At 59.5% G+C, this 12,763-nt stretch carries 13 protein-coding genes; 6 read left to right on the top strand and 7 right to left on the bottom strand.

Annotated features, from left to right (window positions below; translation table 11 throughout):
- Positions 1-127 precede the first annotated feature (127 nt).
- Positions 128-781, top strand: coding sequence for a glutathione S-transferase family protein (locus IB264_RS18955; RefSeq protein WP_025430179.1), 654 nt, complete (start codon positions 128-130; stop codon positions 779-781).
- A 178-nt stretch (positions 782-959) separates the two neighbouring features.
- Here the strand turns inward: IB264_RS18955 and IB264_RS18950 are convergent, their stop codons facing one another.
- The 4 genes from IB264_RS18950 to IB264_RS18935 all read right to left on the bottom strand — a co-directional run bounded on the left by IB264_RS18950 (position 960) and on the right by IB264_RS18935 (position 5,051).
- Entirely contained in the window at positions 960-2,813 is a 1,854-nt protein-coding gene (locus IB264_RS18950; RefSeq protein ID WP_025430180.1) for an ABC transporter ATP-binding protein, read from the bottom strand.
- Positions 2,814-3,115: 302 nt separating this feature from the next.
- The gene (msrA, locus tag IB264_RS18945; RefSeq protein ID WP_025430181.1) at positions 3,116-3,622 is read right to left on the bottom strand and encodes a peptide-methionine (S)-S-oxide reductase MsrA; all 507 of its coding nucleotides are present in this window, start codon (positions 3,620-3,622) and stop codon (positions 3,116-3,118) included.
- Positions 3,619-4,065 carry a peptide-methionine (R)-S-oxide reductase MsrB gene (msrB, locus tag IB264_RS18940; RefSeq protein ID WP_025430182.1) on the bottom strand — a complete coding sequence of 149 codons (447 nt, stop codon included), beginning with the start codon at positions 4,063-4,065 and terminating at the stop codon, positions 3,619-3,621. The genes msrA and msrB overlap by 4 nt, the downstream gene beginning before the upstream one ends.
- A gap of 110 nt (positions 4,066-4,175) precedes the next feature.
- Positions 4,176-5,051: a LysR family transcriptional regulator gene (locus tag IB264_RS18935; protein WP_084813990.1), complete on the bottom strand. Its 876-nt coding sequence runs from the start codon at positions 5,049-5,051 to the stop codon at positions 4,176-4,178.
- A gap of 192 nt (positions 5,052-5,243) precedes the next feature.
- Between IB264_RS18935 and IB264_RS18930 the strand changes: the two genes are divergently transcribed.
- Entirely contained in the window at positions 5,244-6,482 is a 1,239-nt protein-coding gene (locus IB264_RS18930) for a bifunctional alpha/beta hydrolase/OsmC family protein (protein ID WP_084813991.1), read from the top strand.
- A 314-nt stretch (positions 6,483-6,796) separates the two neighbouring features.
- Positions 6,797-7,009: a hypothetical protein gene (locus tag IB264_RS18925; protein WP_025430185.1), complete on the top strand. Its 213-nt coding sequence runs from the start codon at positions 6,797-6,799 to the stop codon at positions 7,007-7,009.
- 194 nt (positions 7,010-7,203) lie between these two features.
- Here IB264_RS18925 and IB264_RS18920 read toward each other — a convergent pair whose 3' ends face one another.
- Positions 7,204-8,625: a PLP-dependent aminotransferase family protein gene (locus IB264_RS18920; protein ID WP_025430186.1), complete on the bottom strand. Its 1,422-nt coding sequence runs from the start codon at positions 8,623-8,625 to the stop codon at positions 7,204-7,206.
- Positions 8,626-8,733: 108 nt separating this feature from the next.
- Between IB264_RS18920 and IB264_RS18915 the strand changes: the two genes are divergently transcribed.
- The 3 genes from IB264_RS18915 to IB264_RS18905 all read left to right on the top strand — a co-directional run bounded on the left by IB264_RS18915 (position 8,734) and on the right by IB264_RS18905 (position 10,719).
- The gene (locus tag IB264_RS18915; RefSeq protein WP_025430187.1) at positions 8,734-9,159 is read left to right on the top strand and encodes a cupin domain-containing protein; all 426 of its coding nucleotides are present in this window, start codon (positions 8,734-8,736) and stop codon (positions 9,157-9,159) included.
- A 4-nt stretch (positions 9,160-9,163) separates the two neighbouring features.
- The gene (locus IB264_RS18910; protein ID WP_025430188.1) at positions 9,164-9,619 is read left to right on the top strand and encodes a carboxymuconolactone decarboxylase family protein; all 456 of its coding nucleotides are present in this window, start codon (positions 9,164-9,166) and stop codon (positions 9,617-9,619) included.
- A gap of 134 nt (positions 9,620-9,753) precedes the next feature.
- Positions 9,754-10,719, top strand: coding sequence for an NADP-dependent oxidoreductase (locus IB264_RS18905; RefSeq protein ID WP_025430189.1), 966 nt, complete (start codon positions 9,754-9,756; stop codon positions 10,717-10,719).
- 45 nt (positions 10,720-10,764) lie between these two features.
- On the opposite strand, the gene IB264_RS18900 is transcribed toward IB264_RS18905, so the two are convergent.
- Both IB264_RS18900 and IB264_RS18895 read right to left on the bottom strand, forming a co-directional pair.
- Positions 10,765-11,706, bottom strand: coding sequence for a DMT family transporter (locus IB264_RS18900; RefSeq protein WP_025430190.1), 942 nt, complete (start codon positions 11,704-11,706; stop codon positions 10,765-10,767).
- 174 nt (positions 11,707-11,880) lie between these two features.
- The gene (locus tag IB264_RS18895) at positions 11,881-12,663 is read right to left on the bottom strand and encodes an SDR family oxidoreductase (RefSeq protein WP_192433909.1); all 783 of its coding nucleotides are present in this window, start codon (positions 12,661-12,663) and stop codon (positions 11,881-11,883) included.
- Positions 12,664-12,763: the final 100 nt, after the last annotated feature.

Here is a 12,763-nt window from a genome sequence, read left to right as displayed (position 1 = left end):
CGTCGATATGATGCCCGCAGGGCATAGGCCAGAATTGCGGTAATACCCCCGAGCAATCTCGAGCACGGAGTGTCGGAATCTCGCTTAGTCGATCGTCTTCAAGACAGACGAGCTATGGAGAACAGCGATGACTATCACCATTACCGCATTTGAACAGTCGCCCGATCGCGGCAGGGGCATGGCGCGTGACATGCGCGTTCGCTGGGCGCTCGAAGAAGTGGGCCAACCTTACGACGTTCGTCTTGTTTCGTTCAAAACGATGAAGGAACCCGCGCATTTAGCGCTTCATCCTTTCGGACAGATCCCGACCTATGAAGAAGGCGATCTCGCCCTGTTCGAGTCCGGGGCCATCGTGTTCCATATCGCCGAACGCCGTTCGGGCCTGCTGCCACACGATGCGAATGCCCGGGCACGCGCGATCACATGGATGTTTGCCGCGCTCAACACGATGGAGCCGCCGATCGTGGATCGCGAAATCGCCAGGTATCTGGAAGGCGATGAGACCTGGTACGAGCAGCGGATGTCTGCCGTCGAGGGCCGCATCCGTAAACGGCTGAGCGAACTTTCCGGGAGGCTTGGCAATGCCGATTGGCTCGACGGCGAGTTCAGCGCCGGTGACCTTCTTATGGTGACGGTGCTGCGCAGATTGGCAGGATCAGGCATACTGGACGAATATCCGAACCTCGCCGCCTATATCACCCGCGGCGAAGCGCGACCCGCCTACCAGCGTGCTTTCGACGCTCAATTAGCGGTTTTCACCGCTGCATCAACAGGCCGATAAAGGTCCGCTACGATGGGCGTTCCAGACGGAAATCTTTACCGGCAGCCTTCAGCCGGAGCATTTGCGTGAACATGGACGCAACGGCGGAAAACGATTGAACACACGGCAGGCTTCCAGGTGACGGTATGTTGGAAACCGCTCCGATGGCCCATCTCGCCACCAACTGCCTGTCTCAGGGCTAGCCTATCTCTTCAGGAATGAAGCCGCCGGTCTGGCGTTTCCACAGACGGGCAAACAGGCCATCCTGTTCAACCAGTTCTTCCGGCCTGCCTTCTTCCACGATGCGCCCCTGATCGAGTACGATTATCCGGTCCATGATGGCGATGGTCGAAAGGCGATGTGCTATGGCAATCACCGTCTTTCCCTCCATCACCAGGTTGAGTTTTTCTTGGATGGCAGCCTCAGATTCGCTGTCGAGAGCGGAGGTCGCTTCGTCCAGCACGAGGATCGGCGCATCCTTCAGCAGAACGCGGGCGATCGCCACGCGCTGCCGTTGACCGCCCGAGAGCTTGATGCCGCGGTCGCCGACGAAGGCGCAATAGCCCTTACGGCCTTCGCCATCAGCAAGATCGGCGATGAACACATCGGCCCTTGCCGTTTTGGCCGCCTCTTCGACCTCTTCCTGCGTCGCCTCCGGTCGGCCGTAACGGATATTGTCGCCGACCGAACGGTGCAGTAGCGCGACGTCTTGCGCGATGACCCCGATGTTGCGGCGAAGACTTGTCTGTGTGACATCGCGGATGTCCTGCCCGTCGATCAGGATCGCGCCTTCGTTGATGTCGTAGAAGCGCAGCAGCAGGCTCACCAGCGTGGTCTTGCCGGCCCCGGAGAGGCCGACCAGCCCCACCTTCTCCCCCGGCCGCATCGTCAGCGATAGGTTGGCGATGACGGGCTTGCCGGACTTGTATGCGAAGCAGACGTCTTGGAAACGGATCTCGCCGCTGTTGACCACGAGGGCCGTCGCGTCAGGCCGATCTGTTATGGTCGGCGGCGTCGTCATCACGGGCATCGCATCCTTGATCGTCCCGATCGCCTGGAAGATCTGCTGGCCCATCTGCAGGAAGGTGAAGGTGTGCCCGGACAGCCTTTGGAGGATATAGACCGCCCCGACGAACTCGCCGACCGTGAGAAAGGCGTTGACGAGGCCCGAAAAACCAATCGAAAGCATCGCCAGCCAAAGTGCCATGTTCAGTGCCACGACAATGAGTTCAGACGTGCGGTAGATGCGCTGTTCCCTGTGCTGCGTCTGTATGGTTTTGTGAATGATGCGACGGATCGCGCCGGCCTCGCTGTCTTCCGCAGCGAACTGCTTGATCATTTGCATGTTGGTGTAAAGGTCGGTGATGGCGCCTGACACCAAGCTTCGCTGCTTGGCAGTGCTGCGCGAGCGTTCCACGAAAATCGGGGCCATCTTGACGGCGAGTGCCACATTGAGCCCGATCCAGACGATGACCGGCAGGGCGAGCTGCCAGGATAGGGCGCTCAGCAAAACGACGGAACCGACCATCTGCAGCAGGAAACGTGGAATGGACTGGAAGGCGGCGATGATCTGCTGCTGAACGGCGGATGATACTTGTGACAGGCGCGAAGCGACCTGTCCGGCAAAAAGATCGTGGAAGAAAGCCAGATCCTGCCGCTCGACCGCCTTGTGACCCTGCCATTGGATTGCGGCCGGCATGCCGACGCCGAGCGTATGCGAGTTGAGCGTGTTCAATAGAAACGAGGCGACTGGCATGGCCGGAAAGATCAGCAGCCCGAGAAAAGCCAGGAGGGGCCATTCGCTGTGCAAGAAGGCGGATGCACCGTTCTGCGATACGCCATCGACGATGACAGAAAGCCCCCAGACGATGGTCAGGTTGATGGCCTCAATCGCCATGGACGAAAGCGCGAGCGCGATCAGCACGCCGCGGAACATCGATATGAAATGCAGAAGGACGGTTGCGGGCCCCTTGGACGGCAGCGGTCGGTAAGGAATATCCAGGGGCCGGATCAAGGTTTCGAACGGACGGTAGATCGCATCTGAAATCGACATGGGCCACTCGGTCAAATAGCGGATGGGAAGGTCAGCGACGCAGATCGCACCTTACCACCCTCTCCCTGCAATCTTAATTAGAATATTTTGGTAAAATCCGGGAATTTTGCAACTATTGGGAGGGAGCGAAGACCTCGGATATGTGTTCCCAGACCCGGCGTCTTTACCAACCACGCACGGTTGCCGAAAAGCGACCGCGGGCAATGTGCTCGCGATCGCATCCGCGTACAGAGGCATCCCAGTGTTCCGGCAAATCACCAGAACGCTGGGATGCCATTCTCTTGAAGCTGACGTACCGGCGGTTACGCGGCCGCTTCCCGCTTGGGCAGCACCCAGTTCGCGCGCGGAAAATGGCAGGTGTAGCCGTTGGGATAGCGCTCCAGGTAGTCCTGGTGCTCCGGTTCCGCTTCCCAGAAATCTCCAACCGGCTCGACTGACGTCACGGCTTTTCCTGGCCACAGTCCCGACGCGTCGACGTCGGCGATGGTGTCTTTGGCTATTCGTCTTTGCTCATCGCCAAGAACGTAGATCGCAGATCGGTACGAACTGCCGATGTCGTTGCCCTGCCGGTCGACCGTCGTTGGGTCGTGAATCTGGAAGAAATACTCCAGAATCCGGCGATAACTGATCGTCTCGGGGTCGAACACGATCTCAATACCTTCGGCGTGGGTGCCGTGATTGCGATAGGTCGCATTCGGTACATCGCCGCCGGTATAACCCACCCGGGTCTTGATGACGCCGGGCAACGCTCGGATGAGATCCTGCATGCCCCAGAAGCAGCCACCGGCCAAAACAGCTTTCTCGGTCATTTGAAAGTCTCCACTTGGTTGAGATAGGCACCATAGCCCTCGGCCTGCATTTCGCCGAGCGGAATGAACCGCAGTGCCGCGGAGTTGATGCAATAACGCAATCCACCCCGATCTGCGGGACCGTCGGTGAACACGTGGCCGAGGTGACTATCGGCATGAGCTGAGCGCACTTCGGTGCGGATCATGCCATGAGTACCATCAGACAATTCGCGAACATTTGCATGTACGATCGGCTTCGTAAAACTCGGCCAGCCGCAACCGGATTCGAACTTGTCGGCAGAGGCAAACAGCGGTTCGCCTGAAACGATGTCGACGTAGATGCCCGGTTCCTTGTTGTCATTGTACGACCCGGTAAAGGGCCGTTCCGTCGCATTTTTCTGGGTCACTTGGTACTGAATCGACGTCAGCCTGGCGATCGCGTCGTCGGTCTTCGTGTACTTCACAGCCATTACTCCTATTGGACTTGCTGCCAGAATATGGCGCTGGGTCGGCGATTTTCCCAATAGAGGGCGTGCATAGATTCAATAGCGATGCCATGGGGCGTTCCGGCGCCTCAGGCCCAATCGTGACGGGCTGCCATCTGGGCGATCTTGCGCATCTCAAGTGGCGTGCCAGAACCGGAAACGGATGCCAAGACCACCTCTCGCTCCAATGACATGCCTTCGATCCTGCGGGTCACTATCCCCTCAACCACGACCGAACGCTCGGGCATAATGCAGATCGCGCGGCCTTCCGCCACCAGTTGCTGGACCCAGTCCTCACGATCGGCACTGAAACGTGGCTGCATCACCGCGTTGTGGTTCATCAGGTGCTCTGTGATCTGGGTATGGAACTCGCAAGCGAGCCGGTCGACATATGGATACGAGGCGAGGGCCTTGACGCTGACGACGTCATTTTCAGCAAGTGGGTGCCCATCAGCGCAGGCGAGGAGAAATCGCTCACGAAACAGCGGCACGATGTTGAGCTTGGGGTTGAAACGCGGCGCTTCCGGAAGGATGCAGGCATGATACTTGCCCGACAGCACCTCCAGCGCACCCTCGCCGGCCGACAACTGATGCATGTTGAGGTTTACGGCAGGGAGTTGGCTGAGCACTTTGTCAAAGAATGCCGTGAACTTGGCGGGGCCGATCGTCGGGGCAACGGCAATGTCGAGAATACGGCGGCGGCCGTGGACCGTGCTTTCTGAATGTTCGCGCACGTTTCGAAGAGCGAGTTCCACCCGCATGAATTCAGCCTGGACGTCGCGACCAAGCGCTGTCAGGCGGCTGTCCTTGCCATCGCGGTAGATCAGTGGACTGCCCAGTTCTTCTTCGAGGCGCTGAATTGCGCGCGTCAAGCTCGGTTGCGACACGCCGCTTCGACGCGCGGCTTCCGTGAAGTTCAACGTTTCAGCCAGATTGAGGAAGTATCCGACCTGATTGATATCCATGTCTGATGCTCCACGTTGGTTGCCTGGCTGCAGTCGCAAAGTTGGCGCGCTTGTCACCCGCGAGAACGCAGCTTGCCGCAACGCTTGGCTCAGGTGAAGGGCACGAGCAGAATGGGTCCGGAACGAATCCGGGTAGCCGGTCGTCGCTGCTCATATAGACTGCGCACGTCCCAGCAGCGAAGGAGCATTCCTATGGCTTTCAGTTCGCAACGGCTTCAATTTGCCGGCCATTCCGGAGCAACTCTTGCCGCCCGGCTCGACTTCCCCAGCGGGCCCCTGCGCGCCTACGCTCTGTTTGCCCATTGTTTCACCTGTTCCAAGGACCTGGCGTCGGCGCGCCGGATCGCAGCGGAACTGGCCCGAGAGGGTATCGCTGTCCTACGTTTCGACTTCACGGGGTTGGGATCGAGTGAAGGCGAATTCGCATCGACGAATTTCTCCTCGAATGTTGCCGACCTTGTCTCGGCGGCCGACTATCTACGTCATCACTTCCAGGCACCCTCGTTGCTGGTCGGTCATTCGCTCGGCGGGGCCGCAGTGCTCGCGGCGGCCAAGGACATTGCTGAAGTCCGCGCGGTTGCAACGATTGGCGCACCGGCCGATGTCGGCCACGTGTTGAAGAACTTGGGCGCGAGCCTCAAGGAGATCGAGACGTCCGGTTCGGCGGAAGTGGATCTCGCCGGACGCAAGTTCCTCGTCAAAATGCAATTTGTCGAGGATGCGCGTGCGCACCGCATCAAGGGCGCCGTCGCGTCGCTGAAAAAGCCACTGCTCATTTTGCATAGCCCCTTGGACGAAACCGTCGGCATCGACAACGCTACCGAAATCTTCGGCGCAGCCAGACATCCCAAAAGCTTCATATCGCTGGACAAGGCAGATCACCTGCTCACAAATCTTGAGGACGCGGCCTTTGCCGGACGTGTCATTTCAGGATGGATGACGCGCTATCTCGCTGCCGATGCGCCGCAAGGCGCGGAGCCGATAGAGCATGTGCGGGTGACGGAGACAGGCGGCGGCAAATTTCAGAACACCACCCAGGCCGGCAGCCATCGTCTTTTCGCCGATGAACCAAAGGCAATGGGCGGGCTCGATTCCGGTCCGTCACCCTATGACTTCCTGTCCATTGCGCTCGGCGCCTGCACGTCGATGACGCTGCGCCAATACGCCGAATACAAGAATCTGCCGCTCGGACGCATCGGCGTTGATGTCTCCCACACGAAGATCCATGCCAGGGATTGTGTGGAATGCACGGAATCTGAGCGCAGCACTGGCGGCAGGATTGATCGCTTCGAACGCGTCATATCAATCGACGGCGAGGTCTCAGAGGAGCTTCGAGGCAAGATCGCTGAAATCGCCGACAAATGCCCGGTCCATCGTACGCTGGAGGGTGTCGCAAGGATAGAAACGGTCGTGAAAGCGCCGTTGCGATAACCGCTCTCGATAGAGGCGCCGCCGCAATCCGCCTGCGCGGATACAAATGATTACAGAAACGCCCCTAGGCAGACATATCCGGTATACGCGATCGCAGGAAGATGGGTTCGTTGGCATCAGATACAAACGCTTGAGAAATCTAGGTTACGTCTACATGCGCAACGAATACCAGTGTTCCAGGTGCGTTATCGATCTGTGTCAAGGCGTCGAGACTTGCCTGCGGGCCATGTGGTTTGGCGGTAAATGGTCGGGGCAAGCAGCACTTGGAACACTGGCCGCGGATTGGGCGCCAATATCAAAGCAAGGCACGTGAAATGTCCGGCATCATCAATCTTTTCCTTGCCTTCTGCGTCGCCGCAGCGGCCTCCCTGTTTTACTCGGGCGATTTCAAGAGGGCACCGTTCGTGCCAATCAGTCGGTCCAGTGCCGGTCTCCTCGCCACAACTGAGGCACACGGAACGCTCGCTCCGCCTTTTCATTTCGAGGATCTCGATGAGGAGTTCTCACCCAGAACCCCGCGCCTCTAGCTGACAAGCACCGGCTGTGATTGATCGCGATCACCAGCGCTCCAATAAACTGCCCCTTGCTGGCCTCAGGCTCCGTTCTTTCGCCCTTGTGCACGCGAGTGGCGGAGTATGTTGACCGCCACCTTTGAAGGTTGGCACATTGGATCCGTGATCAGGCTGTCAGAAAAGACCGACGGATTGGGCCGGTGCCTTCCTCATCGCGACGATGTGCAGCGATGAATAATTTCGAGAAGGCGGTCACAAGACCGCTCGACATATTGCTGAGGACACGTGGCAACGCCCAAAAGCAGACCGGGTTTCGCGAAGGCTGGCGACGCGTGCCATACCGACAAGGGTGCCGGTGCCAGGCCGAACGGTAGCGTTTCGCGCACGATGGAAACATCCGGCGCGCCATCGGCGAGGCGCAACAGAACGGCCAGACCCGCTGTCGTGACGATGATCCCGTCTGCGCGCGCTTCCAGACACCGCAGCAATGCGTCTCGGCGTGCCGTGTATGCGCGTTTCGTGCGCCGCAGATGCCGCAAGAAATGCCCCTCGCAAATAAACTCCGCGGTGGCGAGTTGTACGGATGGCCCGGGCGGAGGCGCCAAACATGCCGCCACCTCGGCGAAGCGGGCTTCCAGAGACCGCGGCACGAGGACAAAGCCGAGGCGCAATGTCGGACTTATGGTCTTGCTGAACGAGCCGATATGGATGACCCGGCCTGCACGATCAATCGAGGCGAGTGCCGGCGCGGCGCGGCCTGTCAGTTGCAACTCGCCCAAATAATCATCCTCGATTACCCAAGCTCCCGCCTGATCCGCCCAATCAAGAAGATGCAGCCGTCGCCCGAGCGAAAGCGTCATTCCAGTTGGAGCCTGCTGTCCAGGTGTCACAACGACTAGCCCCGCGTCCGGAGCGATGCGAAGGCCGTAGTCGACATCGATGCCGTCGGCGTCAACCGGGACAGGGACAGGCAACAATCTCGCCAACTCAAGCCCGCGCCGCGTGAACGGAAATCCAGGATCCTCCATCCATGCCTTGCGTCCTTCGAGCCCAAGCGCGTGGAGGGTCAATCCAAGGCCGCTGGCAAAACCGCAAGTGATGAGGATCTGAGAGGGCAAACACTCGATCCCGCGCGCAATGGCAAGATAGGCGGCGATCTCTCGCCGCAGCTCGAGTTCGCCGCGTGGGTCCGGATACATCGCCGGTGCGCTCGCCTCGGCGCGCACACTTTGGGACCGGATCCTGGCGAAGAGTTTTGCGGGAAAGGTCTCCTTCGCCGGCACGCCCATCTGGAAGATTGCCGGGCCCGCGATCATCTCCTGATACCGCTCCATGAAGGAGCCAGGCTCCGGTGGGGAATCCTGTCGCCGGGATAGGATCGGTCGCTCCGTTACACGCGTTCCCGTTGTGCGAGATGCAACGATAAGCTGAGCCGCCGCCAGTTTATCGTAGGCCAGCCGAACGGTGCCACGGGCGACGCCAAGTTGGGCCGCCAAGTCTATCCAGGAGGGTAGGCGCGCGCCTGATGCCAATACGCCACTGTCGATCGCGGCAGTGATGCCCATGCAGATCTGGTCCGCCAGCGGGGTCTTCGCAGTGCGATCAATCTGCAGCTCAAGCGGTTTAGCCATTCCGTCCCGTGGTACAAGATTTTCGTGCGTTCCTGGTGCTTAATACAGGACCAGTCGAGGGGTATTTATAGCGAGTAGATGAACAGGCCACAAAGGAGAAATGTCATCATGAATGCACGATCCATCATCGGTGCAGCCTGCGCCGCAGTCGCCATTGCCGTTGCGATGCCCGTCGCCGCGCATGATCCCCTCGAAACAGTTACGCCGGCCTTCGAGCAGAATATTCCGAACATTCCCGGCAAGTCGGTTCGCGCCGTGGTCGTCGATTACGGTCCAGGCGGAGCGTCACTGCCACATGTCCATGCAAAATCGGCGTTCATTTTTGCCTATGTTCTGTCGGGAGAAATCGAGTCACAGGTGAACGATGAGCCCAAGAGGACCTATCGTCCCGGCGAAAGCTTCTACGAGACCCCTGGCTCCAGCCACCTCGTAAGCCGCAACGCGAGCAAGACCGAACCCGCGAAGCTTCTGGCTGTCTTTGTCGTCGACACCGACGACAAGGAACTGACCACCACAGCCAAAGCAAAGGAATGAACCGATGTCAGCCCGTCTGGACTATAACCAAATCGCTCCTGCCGGCGCGAAAGCGCTGGGCGGTGTCTACGGTTACGTCATGCAAAGCGGCCTCCCATCCGTTTTGCTCGAGCTGGTCTATCTGCGTGTTTCCCAGATCAACAACTGTGCCTATTGTCTCGACATGCACACGCGGGATCTTTTGAAGAAAGGGCAGCAGATCGAGAAGATCGCGTTGCTTCAAGCCTGGCGGGAAGCCGGCCCTCTCTTCGACGAGCGCGAGCGTGCGGCGCTCGCATGGGCCGAAACAGTGACGCGCGTGGCAGAGACGGGTGTGCCTAGTGACGCCTATGACGCTGTCAGCGCCGTCTTCAGCGAACGCGAACGCGTCGATCTCACGATCGCGATCAGCCTCATGAACGCCTACAATCGGATGGCCATAAGCTTCAGGAATGTGCCCCACGCGGCGATTGGCAGATAGCCTCGAAACAGCGCTCGCGGACCGCGGCCGATCGCGCGTCCGCAGCGCGGCCCAACGCGATTTGGCGGTGGAGCCCGGGCTGTTTCACTGTGAGCAGCGCGCTCGTCACTGCACTAACATCGAGAGGAAAACACATGCCGGATGTCTCAAAGACCTTCTCAGGAAAGGCATGGCGCGTCCATCAGTTCGGGCCGCCAGATGTAATGCAGTTGGAGCGCGTGGACACTCCAGAGCCAGGGATGAACGAGGTCATCGTCAAGGTCCATGCGGCTGGTGTTGGCCCTTGGGATGGGTGGATTCGCGCCGGCAACAGCGCCCTGCCCCAGCCTCTCCCTCTCATTCTCGGTTCGGACATCTCAGGCGAGGTCGGGGCGGTCGGCGCTGGGGTGACGCGGTTCAAGGTTGGAGATGATGTCTATGGCGTCACCAACAAGCGCTTTTGTGGTGGATACGCGCAATACGCAGTCGCCAGTGCTTCCATGCTCGATCACAAACCAGTGTCGATTGACCACGTCGCTGCGGCATCGCTGCCCGTGATCGCGGTGACAGCATGGCAGGCACTTTTCGATCAGGCTGGTTTGGAAAAGGGCCAAACTGTGCTGATCCACGGTTCGGCGGGAAACGTCGGCGCCTATGCCGTGCAATTCGCCAGAGAAGCGGGCCTTCGGACAGTGTGCACCGCCGCGTCGGGTGACATCGAAAGCGTTGTTGCTCTCGGTGGCGAAACGGTCATCGACTATACAAAAACCAGATTTGAGGACGAAATTCGCGATGTCGATGCCGTCATCGATCTGGTGGGCGGAGAAACCCAAACGCGATCGTTCCGGGTGCTGAAAAAGGGAGGGCGATTGATTTCGGCCGTTTCGGTTCCGGACCAGGCTCTGGCCGCACGGCACCAGGTCCTGTCCAAATTTTTTCTCGTCGACGTATCGACCGAAAGCCTTGCCCGCATCTCCTCTCTCGTCTCCCGGGGTGCCCTCCGGATGAATGTCGGGGCGACATTACGGTTTGAGCAAGCGAAGGACGCGCACTTGATGCTCGAAGGCGAGCTGCCGAGACCGAAGGGAAAAATCGTCCTGGCAATGGGTGAAGCCAACTGACGAAAATCGCGCCAGGCTACCGGAGAAATGGAATGATGGGTCGCTTCAACAGGCCCTTCTTCCGTGGAACACACGGATCGCCAGAACGACCCCGGCGATCAGTATCGCAACGCCGGCGCCTTCCAAAACCGTCGGTATTCGAGCATGGACAATGAGCCCACCAATGACGCCGAAGGCCGTTTCTGAAACGATCAATTGAGCCGCCAGCGCGACCGGCAGGCTGCGCGCGGCCACATTCCAGGTCCAGACGCCGCCAACTGTCGCCACCAGAGCGAGCGACACACCCCACAGGTACAATGGTGCAGCGGTGCCCCATCCGAAACCAAGCTTGGGAAGCTGGAACAGCCCCATCGCTGCGCCAATCGGGTAGAAAACCAGCATCAAAATGCCGCCGCCGATGAGGATGAGAGCCGACCACACACCTGAAGGCATGCCCGGTCTGGCGGCCAGTGCTGCCTGGTTAGCAATGGCAAACCATACCCACAACACGACGGCTGCGATAGAAAGTGGAACCCCAATCCAGAGTGAACGCACAGAATCCAATCCGACCTCGGTGAACGCGGCGCTGTTGACAAGAACAAGACCGAACAACACCAGCATGAGCGGCATCATCAAAAATCGCCACGGCAGGGATCCCTGCCGCCGATTGCCGATGAGGGCCAGAACGATCGGGACAAGTCCGAGGAATGCGGGCGCAATCACCGGCCCGGCATAGATGGCCGCGCCCGTAACCGTGAGGAAATAGCCGACATAGCCGATGAAGGCGAGCCACGTGGCGATGAGCCAGTTGCCGGGGGTAAGGTACTGCGCCACCCCCTTGGTGATCACCAAGATATACACGCCAACCACCGCCGAAACGACATGGCGGATCAGAGCAAAATCGAAGGTAGAGTAATCGCCGATGACGAACGGCACGATGAAGTTGAGGGAAAAGGCGAATGCGGCAAAAATCGCCGCGAAAACGCCGATATAAAACTGCCTGTCCATAACTGGCCCCGATCTGCCAAGCCAAGCGAGGCGGTCCCGCCGTCTGCTCGTTCCATGGCCAATGTTTCTCTATGCTACACAGCGATAGAGCCTTCGCGCTTCCCTTGATCTAAGACGTTCGTTCGAGGGCACTGCCGGGCGTCGACGTTGTCGCCCGTGTGCCCTCAATGGTGGTCAGTTGGCCAGGTAGCGGTCGGCGGGTTTGTTCGTAGACAGATTGTCGGCCATCGCCTGGCGGGCAGCCTCGAAGGTGTCCCACTGGCCGACATCGTGAAGGCTGGGGATCGTAACGAATTCGTTGCGGGCGAGACCCATGAGCGCGGCGTCGACCAAGGCATCGGCCGGCATGACGATTTCCTGGGGCAGGTGCTGCACGGGCAAGCCGGCGATATCCCAGAAGTCGGTCGCAGTGGCGCCTGGCAACACGACCTGCACATGAACGTTGCTGTCGGCGAGCTCCTGACGCAGGCTCTGGCTGAAGGCGAGAACAAAGGCCTTCGTGCCGCCGTAGACGCCATTCAGTCTCTCAGGTGCAACCGCCACGATCGAAGCGATATTGATGATGGTGCCCCTGTTCCGCTCGACGAAGGCAGGCACCGCGGCATAGGTGAGGCGCATCAGAGCGTCGACGTTGAGTGCGATCATCGCGCTCATGGCGTGAGCGTCAGATTGGAGCAGAGGCGCAGTTGCGCCGACGCCGGCATTATTGACCAGCATAGTTATCCGCGGATCACCGGCGATCTGCGCCACATCGTCCGCGACCGTCAGGTCGGCCGTGACCGTTTCAACCGTGCGGCCCGTCTGCTCGTGAATGGTTGCAGCAGCTCGCCACAGCCGATCGCCGTTTCGCGCGACGAGGATCAGATCATAACCCTTCCGAGCCAGGCGATCAGCGTAAAGCGCACCGATACCGCTCGATGCACCGGTAATGACAGCTTTTCCCAACGTCTCTTGCATCGTCGTTCCTCTCTGATTGTGGTGAAAGCAGGCCGTCATCGCTGGCGAGCTTCGGTCCCTGCTCATGCCCTTTAGATTAGGCTGGACACCCAGCGACCGG

Origin of the sequence: Ensifer sp. ENS11, from assembly GCF_014851895.1 — a bacterium.
Lineage (GTDB): Bacteria > Pseudomonadota > Alphaproteobacteria > Rhizobiales > Rhizobiaceae > Ensifer > Ensifer canadensis.
Note: the sequence above shows the minus strand (reverse complement) of the source record. Positions and strands in the feature narration are given on the sequence as shown.

What these genes read in the sequence shown, in the direction of transcription:
- IB264_RS18920 (WP_025430186.1), bottom strand. Translation starts at nt 8,625, where the DNA reads ATGGCTAAACCGCTTGAGCTGCAGATTGATCGCACTGCGAAGACCCCG.
- IB264_RS18910 (WP_025430188.1), top strand. Translation starts at nt 9,164, where the DNA reads ATGTCAGCCCGTCTGGACTATAACCAAATCGCTCCTGCCGGCGCGAAA.
- IB264_RS18900 (WP_025430190.1), bottom strand. Translation starts at nt 11,706, where the DNA reads ATGGACAGGCAGTTTTATATCGGCGTTTTCGCGGCGATTTTTGCCGCA.
- IB264_RS18930 (WP_084813991.1), top strand. Translation starts at nt 5,244, where the DNA reads ATGGCTTTCAGTTCGCAACGGCTTCAATTTGCCGGCCATTCCGGAGCA.
- IB264_RS18925 (WP_025430185.1), top strand. Translation starts at nt 6,797, where the DNA reads ATGTCCGGCATCATCAATCTTTTCCTTGCCTTCTGCGTCGCCGCAGCG.
- msrA (WP_025430181.1), bottom strand. Translation starts at nt 3,622, where the DNA reads ATGACCGAGAAAGCTGTTTTGGCCGGTGGCTGCTTCTGGGGCATGCAG.
- IB264_RS18935 (WP_084813990.1), bottom strand. Translation starts at nt 5,051, where the DNA reads ATGGATATCAATCAGGTCGGATACTTCCTCAATCTGGCTGAAACGTTG.
- IB264_RS18955 (WP_025430179.1), top strand. Translation starts at nt 128, where the DNA reads ATGACTATCACCATTACCGCATTTGAACAGTCGCCCGATCGCGGCAGG.
- IB264_RS18915 (WP_025430187.1), top strand. Translation starts at nt 8,734, where the DNA reads ATGAATGCACGATCCATCATCGGTGCAGCCTGCGCCGCAGTCGCCATT.
- IB264_RS18895 (WP_192433909.1), bottom strand. Translation starts at nt 12,663, where the DNA reads ATGCAAGAGACGTTGGGAAAAGCTGTCATTACCGGTGCATCGAGCGGT.
- IB264_RS18905 (WP_025430189.1), top strand. Translation starts at nt 9,754, where the DNA reads ATGCCGGATGTCTCAAAGACCTTCTCAGGAAAGGCATGGCGCGTCCAT.
- IB264_RS18950 (WP_025430180.1), bottom strand. Translation starts at nt 2,813, where the DNA reads ATGTCGATTTCAGATGCGATCTACCGTCCGTTCGAAACCTTGATCCGG.